Origin of the sequence: Candidatus Rickettsiella isopodorum, assembly GCF_001881495.1 — a bacterium.
GTDB classification, from domain to species: Bacteria; Pseudomonadota; Gammaproteobacteria; order Diplorickettsiales; family Diplorickettsiaceae; genus Aquirickettsiella; species Aquirickettsiella isopodorum.
The window spans coordinates 116508-138130 of record NZ_LUKY01000032.1 but is presented as its reverse complement, the minus strand read 5'-3'; the positions used below and the strand labels follow the sequence as shown (position 1 = coordinate 138130).

21 protein-coding genes and 5 tRNA genes are annotated in these 21623 nt (G+C 38.8%); 21 read left to right on the top strand and 5 right to left on the bottom strand.

Annotated features, from left to right (window positions below):
• Nucleotides 1-119: 119 nt before the first annotated feature.
• From tadA to uvrY, 3 genes are all read left to right on the top strand, one after another.
• On the top strand, nt 120-581 hold the full coding sequence (gene tadA, locus A1D18_RS02820) for a tRNA adenosine(34) deaminase TadA (protein WP_071662307.1): 462 nt from the start codon (nt 120-122) through the stop codon (nt 579-581).
• Between the two features lie 329 nt (nt 582-910).
• Nucleotides 911-1000: transfer RNA gene (locus A1D18_RS02815), tRNA-Ser, on the top strand.
• A 34-nt stretch (nt 1001-1034) separates the two neighbouring features.
• Nucleotides 1035-1712 carry a UvrY/SirA/GacA family response regulator transcription factor gene (gene uvrY, locus A1D18_RS02810; RefSeq protein WP_071662306.1) on the top strand — a complete coding sequence of 226 codons (678 nt, stop codon included), beginning with the start codon at nt 1035-1037 and terminating at the stop codon, nt 1710-1712.
• Between the two features lie 28 nt (nt 1713-1740).
• Here the strand turns inward: uvrY and A1D18_RS02805 are convergent, their stop codons facing one another.
• Both A1D18_RS02805 and A1D18_RS02800 read right to left on the bottom strand, forming a co-directional pair.
• Nucleotides 1741-2616: a hypothetical protein gene (locus tag A1D18_RS02805; RefSeq protein ID WP_071662305.1), complete on the bottom strand. Its 876-nt coding sequence runs from the start codon at nt 2614-2616 to the stop codon at nt 1741-1743.
• A 53-nt stretch (nt 2617-2669) separates the two neighbouring features.
• The gene (locus A1D18_RS02800) at nt 2670-3566 is read right to left on the bottom strand and encodes a hypothetical protein (protein ID WP_071662304.1); all 897 of its coding nucleotides are present in this window, start codon (nt 3564-3566) and stop codon (nt 2670-2672) included.
• Nucleotides 3567-3905: 339 nt separating this feature from the next.
• Here A1D18_RS02800 and A1D18_RS02795 point away from each other — a divergent pair, with 339 nt between their 5' ends.
• The 16 genes from A1D18_RS02795 (at nt 3906) to A1D18_RS06855 (ending at nt 15620) form a co-directional block, all read left to right on the top strand.
• Complete coding sequence (locus tag A1D18_RS02795) at nt 3906-4205, top strand: hypothetical protein (RefSeq protein WP_071662303.1); 300 nt, start codon at nt 3906-3908, stop codon at nt 4203-4205.
• Between the two features lie 190 nt (nt 4206-4395).
• Nucleotides 4396-6231 carry an excinuclease ABC subunit UvrC gene (uvrC, locus tag A1D18_RS02790; RefSeq protein ID WP_245756771.1) on the top strand — a complete coding sequence of 612 codons (1836 nt, stop codon included), beginning with the start codon at nt 4396-4398 and terminating at the stop codon, nt 6229-6231.
• Between the two features lie 176 nt (nt 6232-6407).
• On the top strand, nt 6408-6956 hold the full coding sequence (pgsA, locus tag A1D18_RS02785) for a CDP-diacylglycerol--glycerol-3-phosphate 3-phosphatidyltransferase (protein WP_071662301.1): 549 nt from the start codon (nt 6408-6410) through the stop codon (nt 6954-6956).
• A 36-nt stretch (nt 6957-6992) separates the two neighbouring features.
• Nucleotides 6993-7068: transfer RNA gene (locus A1D18_RS02780), tRNA-Gly, on the top strand.
• 169 nt (nt 7069-7237) lie between these two features.
• Nucleotides 7238-7311 (top strand) — tRNA-Cys (locus A1D18_RS02775).
• A gap of 29 nt (nt 7312-7340) precedes the next feature.
• A tRNA-Leu gene (locus A1D18_RS02770) sits at nt 7341-7427 on the top strand.
• Nucleotides 7428-7500: 73 nt separating this feature from the next.
• Nucleotides 7501-7824, top strand: coding sequence for a ferredoxin FdxA (fdxA, locus tag A1D18_RS02765; protein WP_071662300.1), 324 nt, complete (start codon nt 7501-7503; stop codon nt 7822-7824).
• Between the two features lie 89 nt (nt 7825-7913).
• Nucleotides 7914-9629 (top strand): hypothetical protein, encoded by a 1716-nt coding sequence (locus A1D18_RS02760; RefSeq protein WP_071662299.1) that lies wholly within the window; start codon nt 7914-7916, stop codon nt 9627-9629.
• Between the two features lie 5 nt (nt 9630-9634).
• A complete protein-coding gene (gene tsaB, locus A1D18_RS02755) occupies nt 9635-10333 on the top strand; it encodes a tRNA (adenosine(37)-N6)-threonylcarbamoyltransferase complex dimerization subunit type 1 TsaB (RefSeq protein ID WP_071662298.1) in 699 nt (232 codons plus the stop codon).
• Nucleotides 10326-10514 (top strand): Trm112 family protein, encoded by a 189-nt coding sequence (locus tag A1D18_RS02750; RefSeq protein WP_071662297.1) that lies wholly within the window; start codon nt 10326-10328, stop codon nt 10512-10514. Before tsaB ends, A1D18_RS02750 begins: the two co-directional genes overlap by 8 nt.
• A gap of 86 nt (nt 10515-10600) precedes the next feature.
• The gene (pheS, locus tag A1D18_RS02745; protein ID WP_071662296.1) at nt 10601-11620 is read left to right on the top strand and encodes a phenylalanine--tRNA ligase subunit alpha; all 1020 of its coding nucleotides are present in this window, start codon (nt 10601-10603) and stop codon (nt 11618-11620) included.
• Nucleotide 11621: 1 nt separating this feature from the next.
• Nucleotides 11622-13997: a phenylalanine--tRNA ligase subunit beta gene (gene pheT, locus A1D18_RS02740; protein WP_071662295.1), complete on the top strand. Its 2376-nt coding sequence runs from the start codon at nt 11622-11624 to the stop codon at nt 13995-13997.
• A gap of 6 nt (nt 13998-14003) precedes the next feature.
• A complete protein-coding gene (locus A1D18_RS02735) occupies nt 14004-14303 on the top strand; it encodes an integration host factor subunit alpha (RefSeq protein ID WP_071662294.1) in 300 nt (99 codons plus the stop codon).
• Nucleotides 14304-14426: 123 nt separating this feature from the next.
• A tRNA-Pro gene (locus tag A1D18_RS02730) sits at nt 14427-14503 on the top strand.
• Nucleotides 14504-14706: 203 nt separating this feature from the next.
• Nucleotides 14707-15153, top strand: coding sequence for a universal stress protein (locus tag A1D18_RS02725; protein WP_071662293.1), 447 nt, complete (start codon nt 14707-14709; stop codon nt 15151-15153).
• 326 nt (nt 15154-15479) lie between these two features.
• Nucleotides 15480-15620 (top strand): hypothetical protein, encoded by a 141-nt coding sequence (locus tag A1D18_RS06855; RefSeq protein WP_171910809.1) that lies wholly within the window; start codon nt 15480-15482, stop codon nt 15618-15620.
• A gap of 120 nt (nt 15621-15740) precedes the next feature.
• On the opposite strand, the gene A1D18_RS02720 is transcribed toward A1D18_RS06855, so the two are convergent.
• A complete protein-coding gene (locus A1D18_RS02720) occupies nt 15741-17384 on the bottom strand; it encodes a hypothetical protein (protein ID WP_071662292.1) in 1644 nt (547 codons plus the stop codon).
• A gap of 241 nt (nt 17385-17625) precedes the next feature.
• Here A1D18_RS02720 and A1D18_RS02715 point away from each other — a divergent pair, with 241 nt between their 5' ends.
• Nucleotides 17626-17850, top strand: coding sequence for a DUF378 domain-containing protein (locus A1D18_RS02715; RefSeq protein WP_071662291.1), 225 nt, complete (start codon nt 17626-17628; stop codon nt 17848-17850).
• Between the two features lie 106 nt (nt 17851-17956).
• Here A1D18_RS02715 and A1D18_RS02710 read toward each other — a convergent pair whose 3' ends face one another.
• Nucleotides 17957-19153, bottom strand: a complete 1197-nt coding sequence (locus A1D18_RS02710) for a DNA recombination protein RmuC (RefSeq protein ID WP_071662290.1) — start codon at nt 19151-19153, stop codon at nt 17957-17959.
• A 27-nt stretch (nt 19154-19180) separates the two neighbouring features.
• On the opposite strand from A1D18_RS02710, the gene A1D18_RS02705 reads away from it, so the two are divergent.
• The gene (locus tag A1D18_RS02705) at nt 19181-21031 is read left to right on the top strand and encodes a transglycosylase SLT domain-containing protein (protein WP_071662289.1); all 1851 of its coding nucleotides are present in this window, start codon (nt 19181-19183) and stop codon (nt 21029-21031) included.
• A gap of 131 nt (nt 21032-21162) precedes the next feature.
• Here the strand turns inward: A1D18_RS02705 and A1D18_RS02700 are convergent, their stop codons facing one another.
• Nucleotides 21163-21492, bottom strand: coding sequence for a BON domain-containing protein (locus A1D18_RS02700; RefSeq protein WP_071662288.1), 330 nt, complete (start codon nt 21490-21492; stop codon nt 21163-21165).
• Nucleotides 21493-21623 lie beyond the last annotated feature (131 nt).

The following is a 21623-nucleotide window of genomic DNA, read 5'->3' as shown; positions in this document are numbered from 1 at the left end:
GATTATTTTTAGATCTTTCCGATAGAGCGTACTATCGCTCATCTTTTAACTCAATCTTAATTTCCCGCGGCCCTTTCCCGCGGGAAATCGAAAAAAATTAATTTAAATAGTTCGGTGTGATGAATTTTTTGCAAAATGATAAAATTTACATGCAACAGGCCTTAAAGGCGGCGGAGCTTGCAGAAATGTCTGGCGAAGTGCCAGTTGGGGCAGTATTGGTGTTAAATAACCAGATTATCTGTACAGCTTATAATCAAACGCTTACTCATTGCGATCCTACCGCACATGCTGAAGTTCTATTGCTGCAACAAGCGGCTAAACAACTAAAAAATCATCGTTTATTAGAGACGACATTGTATGTTACGTTAGAACCTTGTTTAATGTGCGTAGGTGCTATGATTCAAGCTAGAATTAAGCGACTGGTGTTTGGTGCGTACGATACGCGTTTTGGTGTGCTAACGAACCAATGGCATCTTTTTAAAGCTCTAAATCATACATTTACAGTGACGGATGGGGTATTAACCGAAGTCTGCGCAGAGAAATTACAGCAATTTTTTAAACACAAACGTCAATTCGCTTAATCTGCACGAAGCGAATGAAAAGTTAATCGCGTAATTTCAGCTCAGTGTTTGACGTATTTCTTTATAGTCTACATCCTATATACTTTATGCTAATATAGCCATGGCGCTTCAAGTTGACCACAGATATCTTCCAGGTCAAACTCGAAAGCGATAATTTGCATGTGCAAACGACCTATACTCACAGCAATTGGATTTTTTGGCAAGGCGCGAGAATAAACATCGGTATTCAAAAATACACGAGGATTGCGAATTGACCGGTATCGCAGAAAAAATTCAAATGCTAAAAGTATATATCCGCTTTGTTAAGCGGTAGCTACTGATTAAAAGTAGGAGGGATGGCTGAGCGGTTGAAAGCAACGGTCTTGAAAACCGTCAAGGGGGCAACTCCTTCCAGGGTTCGAATCCCTGTCCCTCCGCCAAAAAAATGAAATTGACAAGAGGAGTTGGCGTTCTATGATTAACGTCGTTATCGTTGACGATCATGCCTTAGTGCGTTTAGGTATGAAGCGCTTGTTAGAGGATGTTCGTGATATTAATGTTATCGGTGAAGCTGAAAGTGGCGAAGCGGCTATTAATTTAGTGAAGGAAACTAAACCAGATGTGGTGTTAATGGATCTAAAAATGCCTGGAATAGGTGGATTAGATGCAACGCGCCGTTTGATACGTGTTAATCCTAAACTTAAAATTATTGTTGTCACGGTGTTTAGTGAAGGTCCTTTTCCGGATCGTCTCGTGCGTGCTGGTGCGGCGGGATATATTACCAAAAATACCAACGCTGAAGAATTGATTACAGCTATTCGAAAAGTTGTTGCGGGTCAAATTTATATTACTTTAGAAATTGCGCAAAAAATGGCCTTGCGTCAGGTTTCTGATGCGTCCAAATCACCTTTTGCACAACTTTCCGAACGCGAATTACAAGTTATGTATATGGTTACGCATGGAACTAAAGTGAACGGTATAGCAAAAAAACTTTGTTTAAGCCCTAAAACAGTAAACACTTATCGCTATCGGCTCTATGAAAAATTGGGTGTGCATAACGATGTCGAGTTAACCCATCTTGCTTTGCGTTATGGGTTATTGGAAGAAGAAGAGAGTTATACCGATAAATCTCCAGAAAATTCAGAGGAATAATATTCTTCTGGATTATTTTTCTAAATTTTTATTGACGGAGCAAGGGAGTTTTTTCTGAGTGATTTTGAATACTTTCTCTCTCATTTTCTACACCGAAAAAATTTTGGCGGCTATTCATCGCTAAATTGTTCAGAAGAAGAGGGACTGGAATTGTAGAAGTTGTCATCGTTTGCCCGTTTAAGGGTTGGAATGATAATTGTTGGTTGGGTACAAAATTATTAAAAAAACTATCTGCTGATTGCCATTTAATCCCCAACTCTTTTGCTTTGCCTAAATCTCTTTGAAATTGACTCACCAACAGCAGGGTTTCTAAATTTTTTCCTTGAGCCAGTAAGGAATTTTTTAAAGTGCTTATTAAACTGGGAGTTCCTTCTTTAAATAGATAAGAAGGGCATAGAAAAAAATTGTTGGCAATTTTTAAAGGTTTCGCTTCCGTTTGTTCTTTAGGTAATTCCCAAGCTATATTTGAATATTGATTGAAAAAACCTATGATTCTTTCGATATTTAATGGATTTGTATTCGATATGAAATAGATAGGTTTATTTTTATCTATTAAGTTTCCTAAGCGCTTAGTTGATTCAATATCCCATATTATCAATGAATTCCAAGTTCTTTCTAATAATTCAGTGCTTTCTTGGGCAGGCAAGAAATAAAAAATAGCTTGTAACTTGCTGATAAAGGCATTAGTAGCTATTTTCCCCAGTTTATAACCATTAATTGAGGAAGTTATTGTTAAGTATTTTAAGCTAACCCATAGTTTGCTGTACCATTCGAAATGTAACCTGGATTCGGCATATTGGTAATGCAAGCTTGAAAAATTATCTATGACGTGGGAAATGGAAGCAAGCCGAGGGATAGCCGATAAATTAATGATATAAATGGGATCATCGAGGTTATTTTGCATAGTTTGTTTCCTAAATTATTTAAGGGGTTTAAAAATGCATGTGATCAAAGTGCTTAGATAGCCGCTTTGTATACGTGTATTTCGACGAGCTGAGGATCGCATGGGGTTGTAGGCGTGCTGTCTGCAGACCTATTGAGTAAAGCAGTATAAAAATTTTCTTTGTCGATAGTTTCTAGTGCTAGTTTTCTGGCTATTGACTGTTCATTTGGATAACGATTAACGAATAGGATATCGTCTTGAGTTTTAATCTCATTTAAATAGATTTTCAGATGCGTGAGTAAGCTGGAAGTAGGTTTAAATAATTGGGTCAAAAAACTCTGAGATTGTTTTAGCAGGATTTTATAAGCATAGGACAAACAAAAATAGACTGTTCCATGTTGCTGAGTTAAAACATTATCTGCTGCTGAGTCGGAAATCCGACTCACGGCTAGCGGCAAAGCAGGTAGTTCATCAGGTAAATTTTCTAAAAATTCTAAATAGACGTGATTAAATCGAAAATTTCTAAAAATAGTCAATATTTTTTCAGCATGAAGCGCATTAGTATCACCAATAAAATAAATCGATTTTCCTTGATGAGTGAGTTTGATTAAAGCATTGAATGCTTCACTCGATTTTTGGTCAAGCTCAATCAAAGAGTTCCAGGCTGCTACTAAATCCGTTGATTTATCACGTGATAATCCTAAAAGATTCAGCAATTCCGAAATAAATTCGTCTTTAGTTTTCTTTCCTAAATTAAAATCACTTACAACTTGGGATTGAAGAATTTTTTGAAGCAATTTTTTACTAAATTCCTCGTGTTCTTTTATTATTTCCTCACAACTAAATAGATCGTCAAGAAATTTTCCAAGTAAATTGGCAAATTTTTCTCCAGCCACGTCTTTATTAAATATTATAAATAAGGATAAAGGGACGATTAAAACTTTTTTTGGTTTGAGAATAGTGCGAGGCATAAAAAATCCTATTTTTTTACTAAAGTCCTAATTTTTTATCTTACTTTTTTTTTAGTAGAGTGACAATAAAAATAAAAATTCTGTGAATTTATTTTTAAATTAAAAATAAAAATTTTTTATCAAATAATGAGTCAAAATTTTCACAGTAGTGCAATAAATTACCGAAAATATAGATCAAAAATATTCTATTTAGCATAACGCTAGGCTTTAGACTATGCTTCGTTTGCTTGGTATTGAAATGAAGGGTGTGCCTAGGCCCTGAAGCGCGTTACTAGGTGAGTTTAAAGTCTGTGCGCAGCGGATTCATTTTTATATTACGATATAAGGAGGTTTTTTCGGATGTCACTATTAAAATCATTCATATTATTCTTGCTATTGATTTTTTCGCTCAGTCCCGTTTGGGCGCAGGATACGGATTGTTGTGTTGAGTTGCGCCATGAAGTGCAAATGATTAAAGATCAATTGAAAAGTCAACAAAATCAACAAATTAATGCCTCTAAGGAATTGAATCAACAACAGGTGACGACCAAAACTGGCTTTAAAGGTGTGGGTGTTTTGGTGGATGCCTTGGCTACGCAGTTTCCTAATTTACCCGCATTAAAAACGGTTAAACAAATCTTTGATAACTTAAATAAATAAGATATTTTGGTTAATTCAATAGGCATCAATTAAGTTAAAATGCTATAGAGTCAAGTTATCCCACATTTTCTTTGTGGGATAGCCCCTATTTCAACTGGTTGGTATTGCAAACGTACCGCCTATGTATCTTGAATTGATCAAGAACTATTCGCTAATATGGCGCTTTGTTTGCTTTTAATGGGTGATGGTGGTGACTGTTGAGCGTGTTCATACGGCAAAATTAAAACAGCAACTTGCTTTTATCAGTCAAAGTGCCGGCGTTTATTTATTTTTAAATGCCGAACAACAAGTGCTGTATGTGGGAAAAGCGCGCCATTTAAAAAAACGTATCACTAGCTATTTTCGTGGTCAGCAAAGTAGTCGCGTTGCGTTGTTGATGAGACAGGTGACGACCATTGAAACGACCAGCACAGAAACTGAAAATCAAGCCTTATTACTAGAAAGTAACCTCATTAAGCAGCTGAAACCGCGTTACAATATTTTATTACGTGATGATAAAAGTTACCCGTATATTATCTTAAGTAAACATCAAAGTTATCCACGCTTAGCTTTTTATCGTGGTGCCCGAGCCAAAGATTATCGCTATTTTGGACCGTTTCCGAGTATCTTAGCTGTCAGAGAAACCTTAAATTTATTACAGAAATTATTTAGAGTTCGTTCGTGTAAAGATAGTTTTTTTCGTAATCGCACCAGGCCATGTTTGCAGTATCAAATTAAACGCTGTACGGGCCCTTGTGTCGGTTTGATTACACCAGAGAATTATCAGCGTGATGTTACAAATACCGTCTTATTTTTACAAGGAAAAAACCAAACCGTTATTGATGATATTGCTGAACAAATGGAATTGTCTGCACAGGACTTAGATTATGAGACGGCTGCTCGTTTGCGGGATCAAATTGCAGCCTTGCGTGAAATTCAACAAAAGCAAGTGATTACTACCGGGCAGGGGAATCTGGATATTATCGGTTTAGCCCAACAAACCTCGCATTATGTGTTGTATGTCATGAATGTACGTCATGGAAGATTACTCGGCGGTAAAGCCTACTTCCCTGATGTTCCTCTTAAACAGTCAGCTGCTGAAGTATTATCTGCGTTTATTAGTCAATTTTATTGTCAAACTGAAGTATCTCATACCATTCCGGAACAAATTATTTTGCCGTTAAAAGTGCCCGAACAAGATTGGTTAATGGCGACCTTAACTGAACGTTCGAAACATAAAGTTAAACTATTGAATAAACCGAGTGGTGAAAAAAAGCATTGGTTAAGCTTAGCCAATGAAAATGCGCGACATGCGTTAGTGGCGCATCTTTCTGATAAATGGGTTTTTTATAAACAACTCGAATGTTTACAAACGACTTTGCAGCTGGATAATTTACCACAACGATTAGAATGTTTTGATATCAGTCATACACAAGGCGAGGCAACGGTGGCATCGTGTGTTGTTTTTGATCAACAAGGTCCACGAAAAATGGATTATCGACGTTTTAATATTGAAGGCATCATACCCGGAGATGATTATGCGGCGATGCGCCAGGCAATGATGCGACGTTATAAGTATTTGAAAAATGAAGAAGAGAATTTACCAGATATTTTGCTGATTGATGGCGGTAAAGGTCAATTAAAACAAGCCGAACAAGTCTTAGAAGAGTTGCAGATTAGTGGCATCCTAATTATTGGTGTGGCGAAAGGGCCGGGGCGACGATCGGGTCTGGAAAGCTTATATCTTTCGTCACGTTCGCAAGCTATCACGTTACCCGCCGATTCATTGGCTTTACATGCTATTTTAACTCTACGTGACGAAGCCCATCGCTTTGCTGTCACCGGGCATCGTGGACGGCGTGCAAAAAAACGCCGTACTTCAGTGTTGGAAGATATTCCAGGTATTGGCACGAAACGGCGGCGAGAATTGTTGCGTCAGTTTGGTGGATTACAAGCCTTACAAAATGCCAGTGCCGCGGATCTCGCTAAGGTACCAGGGATTAGTAAGCGTTTAGCCGAGCAGATTTATTTAGCTTTAAAAGCTTAAACTAACAGGTTACACTACTCGATATACTCACAGCAATCGGCTTTTTGGCAAGTGCTGCGAGCATGCAATCAGCATGGATACAACCACAGGCTGATTGAATTGAGCGGCAACACAGACAAAAATTCAAGTGTGGAGCCTATAAAATCTTAGATCGGCTAGCTACTGGTATACACCCCATGGGTATCCCCAATATATTGACTTTACTGCGCATTATTTTAATTCCAGTTTTTATTTTATTATTTTATTTACCGTTTCGCGGTAGTCATATATTGGCTGCGATCATTTTTATTTTTGCTGCCATGACGGATTGGTTAGATGGATATCTAGCACGGAGTTGGGATCAAGTTTCTAAATTAGGTACTTTTCTCGATCCAGTGGCGGATAAATTAATTGTTGTTACGGCGTTGATATTATTAGTCGGTGATCGAGCCTTACCTTATTTAGCGGTTCCCGCTATCGTTATTATTTGTCGAGAAATTATGGTCTCGGCATTACGTGAATGGATGGCAGAAATTGGTCAACGTAAACGTATGGCAGTGACGATGTTAGGAAAAGTAAAAACAACATTACAAATGTTAGCTATCATTTTGTTACTACTTTACAAACCCGGTGCTTGGATAGGATTTGCTTTCTCAGGTTATGTATTACTTTATCTTGCTGTCTTTTTAACGTTGTGGAGTATGTGTTTATATTTAAAAGCAGCTTGGCATGATTTATCTTCTTGACAGTATTTTTGATGCAGTTACAATATGACCCGTTTTGCGGGAATAGCTCAGTTGGTAGAGCGCAACCTTGCCAAGGTTGAGGTCGCGAGTTCGAGCCTCGTTTCCCGCTCCAAGATTTTTTATTGTGAATAGACTTTCAGCCATCGGAGCGTAGCTATTTTAAAACAGAAGATGTAGAGATAAGGTGAAAAGTGATTGTTAAAATCTTAAGTAATCATTTACAATCCAATCAAATCGGTACTGTTTTTTTAAGCTATCTTCAGGATGTCTTAAGTTAAATTGGCTGGGTGGCAGAGTGGTCATGCAGCGGCCTGCAAAGCCGCGTACGTCGGTTCAATTCCGGCCCTAGCCTCCAAGTAGAGAGTAAGAAAGATAATAGTTATTGCCCGGGTGGCGAAATTGGTAGACGCAAGGGACTTAAAATCCCTCGGTGGTAACACTGTGCCGGTTCGAGTCCGGCCCCGGGCACCAGATTAATTCAGTTTATAGATTACATTCGTCAATTATTACTGATTGTACTGATTGCGTTATTTAAAGAAGTCCAATGACATTTTTAGTCACTGAAAAATGTATCCGTTGTAAATATACCGATTGTGTTGAGGTGTGTCCGGTCGATTGTTTTTACGAAGGACCGAATATGCTGGTGATACATCCTGATGAATGCATTGATTGTGGTTTGTGCGAACCAGAATGTCCGGTCAACGCTATTTATGTCGAAGATGATCTACCTGAAAAATATAAAGAATTTTTAAGCTTAAATAAAGAATTCGCACAAAAATGGCCAAATATTACCCACCGTAAAGATCCACCGCCCGATGCGGATGAATGGAAAGATAAAGAAGATAAATTACAATACCTCGAAAAGTAATATCACTCACAAGGATGGAATCTAGCCAATAAAAGTAGCGTTTAATTATTCTCGATTAAATATACCTAAACCTAAAATAAATAATATTTATGGATGAAAATAATAGTAATAAATCCCATTCTAATTTACAGCCCGTTGACAACAATCTATTGGAATTAGTGCAAAAAAATAAAACGATTCCTACTTTTTTAAGTAGCCTGACACCCGATGATCCCAGACTGCGTTGCCTAAAAAAAGCCATACATAAAGGGAATTTTCGGGCGCGGATTTGGAATAATCGCCATTGTAATTTATATCTGATTTATCTTATTCAAGAAAAAATGATTCCTTTTTGGCATGGGATGACGGCCTATGTGTATTTGATTGCAAAAATGCAATATACACAGACACAGGATTTACGCACTGAAGATCTCGATGTTAAATTTAATTATCAAGTCAAGATAGTGCCTTTAGTCAAAGCGGGGAAAATAACCGAGCTGGGTTATCAATACTTATTAGGTGTGATTGATGAGTTAGAAAAATTACAGGTTACTTTGAATTTCGATCAATTAGCCAATTATATATTAAAGCTGCCACGTATCGAGCAGTGGTTAATCAACACTGAATTTAGTCATCATATGACATCGCTTGAGACGAGACGGGATGCTAATCGGTTAGTATGGGTATTGATCAATAATCTACCATTGGTACAAAAATTAGCTTCAGCGTGTTATGAAGATCCAACCACGCATTATTTAGTTCCTTCTTCATCGATAATCAATTATTGTTTATCCACATTGACTTGTCAGCCGATGCGCATGCGTCCGGTTTTCGGTAATCCGGGTTTAGCCACTTTATACCGCTGGCATACACAGGATTATCATCCGGTATCACTGTATGCCCCACAAATTTTATCGAACCCCAAAGAAGCGGATGGTTACCGATGTGGTCCATTCCCCATGTGGTTGCATGATATTGGTCATACCTTTTGGGCGAGCATGCTATCAAAAGATCAACGTAATTATATTTTCATGACGTATATTCCTGCATTACGTCGATTAAAAGACGTAGCGGAAGCGTATAAGGATGATTCAAGTATAGAATTTTTTAAAGAAGTGGATAAAAAAGCTTACGATTTTGATTTGACAGCTATTTTGGATTACGCCGATGTCAACACACGTTTTGATATCTATTTGGCACATACGATGGGTAAGAATCCGATTTACCCGAGTTGTTTGTACAACGGAATGTATGAATATGAAGCAATAGGTCGAGCAAAAGGCGATGCGATTTATTTTCTATTGCATTGCGCTTTGTATAATCCAAATTTGCCAGAAGCATTTAAAAGAATTTATAAAACTTTAATAAACCATATTACTATTGGAAAAAGTTATCGAGACCTACGTATCATTAACGCATTGAAATTATTAGCTAAAAATACAACCTCTCATCCAGAAGTTTTATTTGCTCATGATCTGCCTGGATGTCAGGTGAGTGTATTGGATTGGCAAAGACTGTTAAATTCAAGCCGAACGAGTGAAGAGCTCTGGCAGGAAATGACGGGTAATGGGGATCGGGCGGAAGAGCTGTTGGACTTGATCGAACACGGACTGATTTTTTTTCATCCTTATTTGCCACTGACGGCGCTAAAAAGATGGGCGCTGCTCAATTATTTAGAAAAACAGCAACCTGTCTACGCAAACATTAGCAAAGACGGGTGCGGTAATGTTACTATCAAACCCAAGTTTCAAGCAAAGTTTTTTAGTATCCCTGAAAATGATTCCAGCGAATTGCTTTCAACTGAGGCTAAGCATTATAAAATATAATTAAAATGAAACCCATCACACTGTTAGCAATTGATACCTGTACTGAAGCCTGTTCGGCAGCCTTGATGCACCAAGGACAGGTTCAGGAACGTTATCAATGTGCACCGCGCGCGCATACACAATTGATTTTACCGATGATGCAGTCCTTGTTGGATGAAGCAGGTCTCAAACTAAAGGATCTCGATGCATTAGCTTTTACTCGCGGGCCGGGGAGTTTTACAGGAATACGCATAGCGGCCAGTATTGTTCAAGCCAGTGCTTTTGTCGCCGATTTGCCAGTTGTGTTAGTTTCTAGTTTACACTGTTTGGCTCAAGGTGTTTATCGAGAGTTGCAAGCGAAACAAGTGTTTGTAGCGATCGATGCGCGCTTGCAGGAGGTTTTTTCAGCCACTTATCGTCTACAGGCAGAAACCACTATCATGCAAGCTAGCAGTCCTGAGCAATTAAGCTTACCCCAACAAATCGAAGCAGATTTAACAAATTTTGTCGGTGTTGGCAGTGGTTGGGATCGATATCATGCGTTATTTGAAGAACGATTCAAGAATCAGTTGCAGCAATGGCTGCCACAACGCTATCCTAGGGCTTATGACACCGCTGTGATTGCTGCCGATGCTTATCAGCGTGGCGAAATAGTGACAGCGGTCGAAGCTTTACCTACTTATTTAAGAGAAACAGTCGCTTTACGACGAGGTTCCGATGGATAAATATTTGCTCAGCATTTTAGTTTGCCCATTATGCAAAGCGAGTCTAGTGTATGAAAAATCAGCTCAAGAACTTATTTGTCGTTTTGATCGTTTGGCTTACCCCATTAGAGATGAAATTCCTATTATGTTAGAGTCGGAAGCGAGAAGGATATCTTTAGAAGAATATGATCGATTAAGTTAATCCGTCGTCAGGAGTTTATGAAGAAGTACTCACTTTTCAAACTAAACAATAGATTAAATTAAACAGATAAAAAAGGTTAAGGCGTCATGACAGATGATTTACAACAAATTATTGATCAAGCGGCTCAGTCGATTGCTCAAGCAAAGCGTTCTTTTGATTTAGAACAATTGCGTAGTACGCTTTTAGGTAAAAAAAGTGCTTTAAATGATTACCTTAAAAAACTAGCTCAGTTGCCGGCCGCAGAGAAACCTAAAGTAGGGCAAGCCGTTAACCAAGCGAAGCAACAGATAGAAGCCTTATTGAAAGCGCAGAATGAATTATTAGTCAATCAAGAAATCAATGCACAATTAGCACGCGAAAAAGTGGATATCACCTTAGCGGGTCGCGGTCAATCTATTGGCAGTGTACACCCGGTGACACGAACGCGCGAACGCATTGAGCGTTTTTTTACGAGTGTAGGTTTTACTGTGGAGCAAGGTCCTGAAATTGAGGATGATTATTATAATTTTGAGGCACTCAATATCCCGAGCAATCACCCGGCGCGCGCTTTACATGATACGTTTTATTTTCCTAATGGTTTACTGCTGCGTACGCATACTTCGCCGGTGCAAATACGTGCGATGCAAAACGCTAAACCACCCATAAAAATGATAGCACCTGGTCGTGTCTATCGTTGTGATTCCGATGTCACGCATACACCGATGTTTCATCAAGTCGAAGGATTGTTAATCGATGAATCCGCGAATTTTTCTGAGCTCAAAGGTTTATTAACTCAATTTTTACAACAGTTTTTTGAAAAAAACGATCTAGAAATTCGTTTTCGTGCCGCTTATTTTCCCTTTACTGAACCTTCGGCTGAAGTGGATATACAATGTGTGATGTGTGCCGGATCGGGTTGTCGCGTATGCAGTCAAACCGGATGGTTAGAAATTTTAGGTTGCGGTATGGTGCACCCTAACGTACTAGAAAAAGTCGGTTTAGCTTCCGATAGATATCAAGGCTATGCGTTTGGTATGGGCATCGATCGCTTAGCTTTATTACGTTATCGAATTCCCGATTTACGTTTGATGTTTGAAAATGATAGTCGTTTTTTAGAGCAATTTTAATATGAAATTGAGTGAACAATGGTTACGTACTTGGGTTAATTCTAAGTTAAGTGTTGAACAATTGGCCGAACAGCTGACCTTAGCCGGTTTAGAAGTGGCTGCAGTGCATCCGGTTGCCGGATCGTTTAATCGAGTCGTCGTAGGCGAAGTGTTAAGCGCGGCGCCTCATCCGGATGCTTCGCGTTTACAGGTCTGTGATGTGAATATCGGTGCTGATCAATCTCTGCAGATAGTTTGTGGTGCCAAAAATTGTAGAGCGGGTTTAAAAGTTGCTGTCGCACAAGTGGGTGCGCAATTACCAAAGAATCTGTTGATTAAAGAAGCAAAAATACGCGGCGTCGTTTCACAGGGCATGCTATGTTCCAGTAGTGAACTGGGGCTTTCTGAGGTACCGCTAGATACCGGGATCTTGGAATTACCTAACGATGCACCGTTGGGTAAAGATATTCATGACTATTTGCAATTAAATGATCATTGCGTGGATATCCATTTGACACCCAATCGTGGTGATTGTTTAAGTATCAAAGGTTTAGCACGCGACGTAGCCACCATAACGCAGCAGCCTATGACTTCTTTTCCTATCGTTAAACAACCTGCTGTTATAAAGGATAAAATTAAACTTAATGTCCTAGCTGCTGAAGCTTGTCCGCATTATGTTGGACGGATAATCCGTAACATCGACACTCAGGCTAAAACACCTTTATGGATGCAAGAACGTTTGCGTCGCAGTGGTGTGCGGAGTATTCATCCTGTGGTGGATGTGACCAATTATGTGATGTTAGAACTGGGTCAACCACTGCATGCTTTTGACCTGAAGCAATTAAAAGATGAAGTCTGTGTACGTTACGCCAAGTCACAAGAGCGCATCCATTTATTAGATGGTAAACAGGTTGTTTTAGATGAAACCACCTTAGTGATTGCAGATAATAACCAAGTACAAGCGATTGCCGGTGTTATGGGAGCAGCCCATTCAGCCGTGACTTCGCAAACTCAAGCGCTATTTTTGGAAAGTGCTTATTTTAGCCCTGCCTGTATAGCCGGACGTGCTCGACACTATGGTTTGAATACCGATTCTGCGTATCGTTTTGAACGAGGCGTTGATCCTGCTATGACTGTGTCGGCTTTAGAACGTGCTACACAATTACTCACGGAAATAGTCAGTGGTCAAGCAGGGCCGATAACACAGGTGCAATCAGCGGCCAAGCCGATCACCACGATAAAATTTCATCCGGCGCATATAAAAAAATTTTTAGGGTTTTCCTTAAGCGAAGAAAAAATAAGGGCTATTTTTTCCAATTTAGGGATCGATGTGAAGCGTATTGACGCACACGTATGGCAGACGACACCGCCGACTTGGCGTTTTGATCTCTCATTAGAAGTGGATTTGATTGAAGAGATCGCGCGGATTCATGGATATCAACATATTCCGATCACTATGCCGAATAATCCAGTAAAGTTTCTTCCACAACCGGAAACGCAACTTTCGTTAACACGCGTACACGATTTACTGATCGACCGGGGCTACCGTGAAGCCATCAATTATAGTTTTACTGAGCCTAAACGACAGCAAGCACTCATCCCGCAACGAGAATCTTTACGTTTGTTGAATCCGATATCCAGTGAGCTTTCTGTGATGCGCACCAGTTTGTGGCCGGGTTTATTGAATGCTTTGCGCTATAATCAACAACGACAGCAGTTGAGCGGCCGTTTATTTGAAACGGGCCTTTGTTTTCATCATCAGAAAGGGAAATTGGAACAGCAAGAGTATTTAGCGGCGGTTGCTAGCGGTCAAAGCTTACCGGAACAATGGGGTGTTGCGAATACCCCCTTAGATTATTTTACGATTAAATCTGATCTGGAAGCATTGATTAGTCTAACCACTAAAACGGATATTCAATTTATGCCAGGAACCCATCCGGCTTTACATCCTGGATTATCCTGTAATTTGCAAATTTCTGATAAGATTATTGGTTATATGGGTGCATTACACCCTAAACTAATCACAGAATTAGATTTAATCGGTCCTGTTTTTTGTTTTGAACTTGAAACTTCTGCGATTAGTGAGAGACCGTTACCTCATTTTAAAACTTATTCTAAATTTCCTATGGTGCGACGGGATATTTCGTTTTGGGTCGATAAAAAATATCCTGCCCAAACTATTTTACAGGCAGTGAATCATAAAGGGGGTGAGTTGCTGTATCGATCCTTTTTGTTTGATGTATATTTTAACGAGCAAGAACCACAAAAGCATAGTTTAGCTTTAGCGTTATGTTGGCAGCATCCCACACGTACTTTGGTAGATGTCGAAGTAGATAGCTTAATGGAAACTATCATAGGCGAACTAAAACAGAATTTTTCTATTCAATTACGGGAATAGAGTACTGTGAGTCAAGTTTTAACCAAAGCGGATTTGATCTACAGCTTGAGACAACAAGATCCAAGTCTTAGCCGGCCTTTAGCCACAAAACTAGCGGATGCTTTTTTTGAAGAGATTATATTAGCTTTAGAAAGAGGAGAGTCAGTAAAAATTTCCGGTTTAGGGAGTTTTCGACGCCGTAGAAAAAAGGAACGGCCAGGGCGAAATCCAAAAACCGGCGCTACTACCTTGGTGACTTCGCGGAATGTAGTGTTGTTTCAAGCAAGTCAGAAATTAAAATCACAATTAAAGACTCAAAAAAGTTAATATTCGTTTCATTTATTATATGGCTGGTTTTATCGCTATGATGATCTTTAGAGAGGGGATGTTATTACGGTGATTAATTTGTAGTTGCGAGTTTACACGACGGACATTACAATGTGCGCTCTTCGGGGCGTAGCGCAGCCTGGTAGCGCACCTGCATGGGGTGTAGGTGGTCGCTGGTTCAAATCCAGTCGCCCCGACCAACATCGATTGACTCATCGTTTACCTGTTTTTACCGATTAAATAGAATGAATAATGACCAAAAAGATTTTAAGTGCGCTAAAATCATTCGCTGTTTACCAATAATTACTGTTTATCTTTGTTGGCTTAGTGTAGGATAAATTGGTGGAATGGAAATTTGCATTAAAAGGAATTTGTGCTGTTACCTAAAATCGGGAGATAAGCTATGGCCATTTATGAAAATATCTTAGTAGCGATAGATTTACATCCAACCTGTGATGAAATCATATTAAAGCGCGCTCATGCTTTAGTTAAAGGAGGGAATAGCCGCTTGTCCGTAATCCATGCGGTGGAACATATCAATGCCTACGGTGTGGCACAAGCTTATCCTGCCGTCATCGATTTAGAAGGCGAAATGCTCGCTGAAGCGCAAAAACAATTGGCTGAAGTGTCGAAAAAATTTGATATTCCCGCTAAACAGCAATTTGTCGAAGTCGGATCGCCTAAGGTGGTGATACTGGATAAAATGAAGCAGTTAAAAGCAGATTTAATTATCATTGGTAGTCATGGTCGACATGGTATTGGTGTATTGTTTGGTTCTACCGCCAGCGCGGTCATCCATCACTTATCTTGTGATGCGTTAGTGGTGAAAATACCTGAGCTAAAAGCTTGAAGTGTTCATATCATAACCTGATAAGTCAGTCACTATACGTCAATCAGCGAGATAAACTGTCTTGCTACTCTTTAGTTTTTTAATGGCTCGATTTAAATTTTTTTAGTATAAAAAATATTACCGAGTATTTTTGCGCAAATTGATAAAGAAGCATTGACAAAATTAGATAGTGAATTTCCTCGAAAAAAATAAGAAATTTTTTTTGAATTTGAGCAAGTCTTGGATAATGCTTTCATTATTGATGGTTCCCCTCATGAAGCCTCTTTATTTAAAGTAGGTGGGTTATATCATCTTTATTTTTATGAGTGACTCGTCGACGGGTCGAAATGTCGATTGCATTACGAGAAGCTGATTTGCCCGATTGTTTTAAATATATCGAAGAGGAAGGTAAACTCAGAATGGATAGAAAAAGCACATTGACTAAGCAATCTTATGATGAAATTATGATGAAACGCTTGCTACGTTAATTTTTGATCAGCCAACGGTGTCTGACATGGAAAAAGAAAAACCCCGATTAGTCTAGATTTAGTAGAGTTAATCAATAGGCTCAGTGCGTGTTGATTAACTCGTTAACTACGGATTAGTATTTATTTTGCATAATCTCTTTTTTTTTGCTTTTCTTGATCTTTTTTTGCTTGAGCAGAGTCTGATTGGATCATGCTAAATAAAGTAGATCCAGATAATCGAGAGATTGTAATAGGGCGGTTATTTGACGTAGCAAGTCCAGATGAGGAATTTTCTGTGATTTCTGTTGCTGATTGTCCAGGATGATTAAGAAAGGAAGCCTTGTACCATTTGTAATCGGAAGGCCCTGCTTGTGGCGGGATAGGATCTGTCTGTTTGTCTGGATTAATACGCTGCTTTTTAGTAAGTAATTGTTTAGCACGTCTCGTTATTTGCACGTCAAAGCCATATTCTTGTATACAATAGTTTAATTGATCGGTACTTGCTGTTTTCAATCCAGCAAATTGATTTTGGTTGCGCATTGCATTTAAAAAGGGCTCAATGTCATTATTATTGTAGTAGCGTAGCTTCTCTAACTTTGATAGCTCAACGGTGTTAGTTTTAATCATTTCACTGGCGATAGAACTCGCTAAGGGGGGATGGGCAGTTGCCGCTAGTGTATAGGCACGCAGATTGGGTGTGTTGACTAATTCATTTTCTTTTTTTTCTTCAATTGTAAATTGGTTTATTTTTTCTTCTCTTGAGATTAACGTATTTTTATACGCAACTAAAGAATCAAAATGTTGTGCAAATTCTTCTTCGCTCATCGATTTGATATCCGCATACAGTTGATACATACGTTTGCTGAGTTTATCCATTAAGACGGGATCGATGTCGACTTTATTTTCACCTAGGCCAAAATATTTATCTTTGGGTCCACAGGCTTCCAGTGGCCATCCGCTTTTGCGATCATGTGTTTTTCCAGGGTGATCAAAATAACATTTCATTTTTATCCGTTGGTGAGAGTCTATGCTGTCTGAGATCGATTTAGACGCAATAAAATGACCTAAATCGCCCTCTGGGTTAGCAATGCCAACCAGGCGATAAGTTAAATGACCAGATTTTTGTTCTTCGGTTTTTCTACTTACGCGCGGAAATTCTTTTTGTTCTTCAGCAAGAAAGTATTTGGTATTCGCATTGAGTTTGCGCATTTGCTTGATACCTTGCTTTAGTGCTTCTTTATCTTTGATGTCAATAAAGAGATTTCCTTTGCCTTCATGACTGATAGCTGATTTTAAAACGATTTTTGAGATCCCTTTAACACTAAAATACATAGAAATATCGGCTATTAATGCTTCAGGTGCAGTATTTGACTGAAGTATACGATATTCGGGTGAGACTTCATCAGGTAAATACAGTCGTTGTAAGACTTTATTGTTTAATTTATCAATCTCGATTTCAAAAGAGCCGGTATGGACATGCTTATAATAGTTACCTTGGCTAATTTTAACAAAGTCATTGGTTGAGACCCGTTCAGAATTTTTTATTAATATACGGTGCGAGGGTTTATCGGAAACTACGTGGGTTAAATTTCCTTGTACATCTATCTTCATATGTGCATGAGGAAAGGCTTTTGCAAAGGCCTTTTTATAACTCCATTTTGAGTTTCCGCCTAAATGGGAGCTAAGAAAAGGTTGACACTCAAAAACTAGGGCTTCGCTATATTGCCCGATTTTCCCTTTACGAAGACTGAGATCGATAACGTAGACATAACAGTTATCTTTCATTAATCACTCCTTAATTGAGGTTTAGTATTAGTTTAAATACTTATTATTAATTATTAACAAATCTTAAAATGTAATGATCTCCTACGATGCTATAAAAATTTATAGAAAGATTCTTCCGTTGTAAAATTTGTTTATCTTAAATTTTTGAGCTACAGTAAGGGGGTATTACTGACAAATGAACCAAAAATAAGACGTTTTAGTGTGGTATGTGAGTTTCACTTGCTTAAATAAAGGAGTATTTATGTTCAAAAGTCCGAGCGTTTTAGACTGGATTGCACTAGTTATCTTATTTATCGGTGGTTTGAACTGGGGTTTAGTCGGTTTATTTCACTTTGATTTAATTACCGGCATCTTTGGAGATTACAGTCCGATAGCGAGAATTATTTATATTATCGTTGGTTTAAGTGCTATTTATGTACTTGTCCGTGCGATTAGTTGTTGTAAAAACCATGTTTCAGTACCTTAAATTCTAATCGGTTTGTCAAAAAACCTCCCGTCTCGTACGGGGGGGTTCTATTAGGATTTTGTTTATCCCATAACCAATTGAAGAAATTACCCGAATGGGCAGTGTGTTATTCCAACAAATCAGCACTTAACTCTACTTTTTCTATTTTTTCAAAACGCGAGGTGATTTTATCTGCAGAGGTTTTAGCGTCTTGAATATCGGTATAAGCTTGCTGAATATGGCGGAATAAATGATCCATTCGTTGTTTAAAACGTGAAAAATCTTTGGCCAAAACACTGAGATGTTCTTGGATTAAATGAATTTGTTCACGGGTTGCTGCATCTTTTAAGATAGCGCTGGTGGTGGTTAGTACCGCCATCATAGTCGTCGGCGAGACTAACCAGACACGCTGGCGCTGCGCTTCTTCGACTAAGTCATAATAATGGGCGTGAATTTCAGCAAAAATAGCTTCAGCAGGAATAAACAATAACGCACCTTCTGAGGTTTCACCGGGAATAATATATTTACTTGCGACGGCTTGGATATGATGGCGAATATCTTGACGAAATTGTGCCGCTGCGGCGCGCTGCTCACTTTTTGGCTGATCGATTTCGGTTAATTTTCGAAAGCCTTCTAGAGGGAATTTAGCATCGATGGCGATGCTACCAGTGGGTGCGGGTAACAATAACAGACAATCGACACGTTTACCGTTACTTAAGGTATGTTGCAAACTGTAATTTTTAGCGGGTAAGACATTTTCGATTAAGGCATTTAATTGCACTTCACCAAAAACACCGCGCGAACGTTTGTCGGCAAGAATTTGTTGCAAATTGACGACATTACTGGAAAGTTCGGTGATGCGTTTTTGTGCTTCATCAATCAATGCCAGTCGCTTCACAACATCTGCAAAGGTGGCAGTGGTTTGGGCAAACCCATCGAATAAACGTTTTTCAACTTGACCACTAATGGCAAGTAATTTTTCTTGCGTGTTTTCGGTTAATTTATCCATACGTTGACTAATATGTTGCAACCCTTGCTGTAAACTATCTTGTAGCAGTTTTAAACTACTGAGTTGGTGTCGATCAAATTGTTGTCGATAGGTATTGAGCTCAAGTAACAGCTGCTCTTTATTGGCAGCCGTATGACGTTGATCAATTACCCGTGCATCATGCAGTTGATTTAATAAACGATTGATATCTGTCCAACGACTTTCCATTTGAATGAGTTTGTCATGTTGACGTTCTAATTTATAAAAATGCAACAACGTAAAACCGATTAAGCTGGTAAGCAGAGCTAAAGTGATATATATAAAATAGAGGGGCATAAATTTTTCCTACTCTTAGAATGTGCTATGGGGACGATAAAAAGTACCGTTTTTATTATAGGTTTAGTATTAACTTGGCCATGTTTAGCTCACGCTGAGAATAAAGATCAACAACGAAAACTATTTTGGCAGGCGAGACAGTTGTTAATGAGTAAACATTATCAACAATTCTCTGTTTTAAAAGTCAAACTAAAAGATTATCCTTTATATCCTTACTTAATTTTTATCAAATTAAAACAACAATGGCCTTATACAAGTAGTGATGAAATCGACGAGTTTTTGCAAGCCTATAATGATACACCATTAGCCGTAAGGTTACGTGCTGATTGGTTGGGTTATTTAGCTAAAAAACAACATTGGGAAGATTTTATCCATTATTATCAACCTATTTATGGTACACCATTACAGTGTTACTACCTGCAATCGTTATTAGCCACTCAGCAGAAATCATTAGCTTTCAGAAAAATATCAACACTTTGGTTACACGTTAATTCACCTCCTAGCGTGTGTCGTAAAGTTTTTAGTCGTTGGGAACAATCAGGAGGATTGAATTCGGAATTAATTTGGAAAAAATTAGATCGAGCAATGAGCAAAAATAATAGGAATGTCGTACAACATATGGCACAATTTTTACCGCCGACACAACGCCAAAAAATTAAGCGTTGGTATCAAGTACAACGTCATCCTTTATTAGTTGAGCAGAGTGATCAATTTGATCTTGATAATGCTATCGACCGAAAAATTGTATTGTTTGGTATGAAACGCTTAGCGAATAAGGATCCGATAGAATTGGCAGAAAACTGGTCGAAAATGAGTAAAAGTTATGATTTAACCGAATCAGAAAAACAGAGGATATTAGCCGATTTAGCTGTCGGTTTAGCCAGGCGAGGTCACAGCACAGCAGGTGATTGGTTAAAACAAATTAAACCGGCTTATGCAGATGCGACGTTACGTGAGTGGCGGGTACGAAATAGTTTATTAACGGGTCAATGGGAGAAAGTGCTTTTTTGGTTGGATCATCTATCACGAAAAGAACAACACCAAGCGTGTTGGCGATATTGGCGGGCGAGGGCATTAGCGGAGACACAACAAACCGCAGCGGCGAATAGCATTTATGCAAGCCTAGCTAAAGAGGTTGATTATTATGGTGTGTTAGCGAGTCAACGTTTGAAATTAAACTATCATCCTACTACGCGCAGCAGGGTGGGTGATCGTCAAGCGCTGAAAAATAATTCAGCTATACAACGTGCTAAAGAATTGCTGGCCTTAGGTTTTGTTGGTGAGGCACGCCAGGAATGGTTATGGGCATTGGATAGCTTAAGTGTGCCAGAACGCGAAGCGGCTGCACAATTGGCTAAACAATGGGGCTGGTATGATTTAGCTATCGTTGGTGCCAGCAAAGCAAATATTCACAATGATATTAGATTACGTTTCCCTTTTGCGTATCGACGTTCAGTACTGGCTGCAGCGCGTAAAACGCATTTAAATTCGGCTTGGGTCTGGGCGATTATGCGCCAAGAAAGTGCTTTTATGTGGAATGCTAAATCCAGTGCAGGGGCATTAGGCTTAATGCAAATTATGCCGAGTACGGGTAAGCAGTTGGCGCGTGATTTGGCTTTACGTCGAGTCAATTTACTCGATCCAGAACAGAATATTCGTTTAGGCAGTACTTATTTAAGACAATTATTAAAATTATTTGATGGTAATGCAACTTTAGCAACAGCTTCTTATAACGTGGGTCCTAATCGGATTAAACGCTTTCAAGGTTTGTATCAGCGATTACCGAAAGATGTTTGGGTGGAAATTTTACCTTGGAAAGAAACACGTGATTACGTAAAAAGTGTGCGCTTAGCGCGTAGTATTTATAGTCAAATTTAAACTAATTTTTCTCATACAGCGTTTTTTGATAGTGGGTTGTTGGGTGAGAAATAAGAAAAACAAGGTTAAACCTTGTTTTTCTTTATATTAACTTTTTTTATTTTTTACCTGGAAAAAAATACGGTTCAAGCTTAGCGATGCATTTTTTTCACAACAATGTTATTGGTGACACCGGTGACACCTTCGACTTGTTTAGCAAGCATACCGGCTTTTTGTTTTTGTGACCAATTATCCGCAAAACCGGTGAGTTTGACTTGACCTTTATAACTCATGACTGAAATAGCAAGACCTTTTATCGCAGGGTCGGCTAATAGTTTAGATTTTACTTTTAAAGTGATGACACTACTGTCAACATATTGACCCGTGGTTTCTTTTTGCATAGCACGATGATTGCTCATGGCTATCGTGGCGGCCATAGGTAATGCGATTAAGCCTAAGATAACAAATAACTTTGCTTTCATAGTATGAATACTCCTACTTGAAAATATACTCTTCGCACTTGAATTTTTGTCTGCGTCCGCTTAACTCGCAATCTTCTTCACGGTACTCGCCAAAAATCCAATTGCTGTGAGTGAGAACCTGGATCATAAAC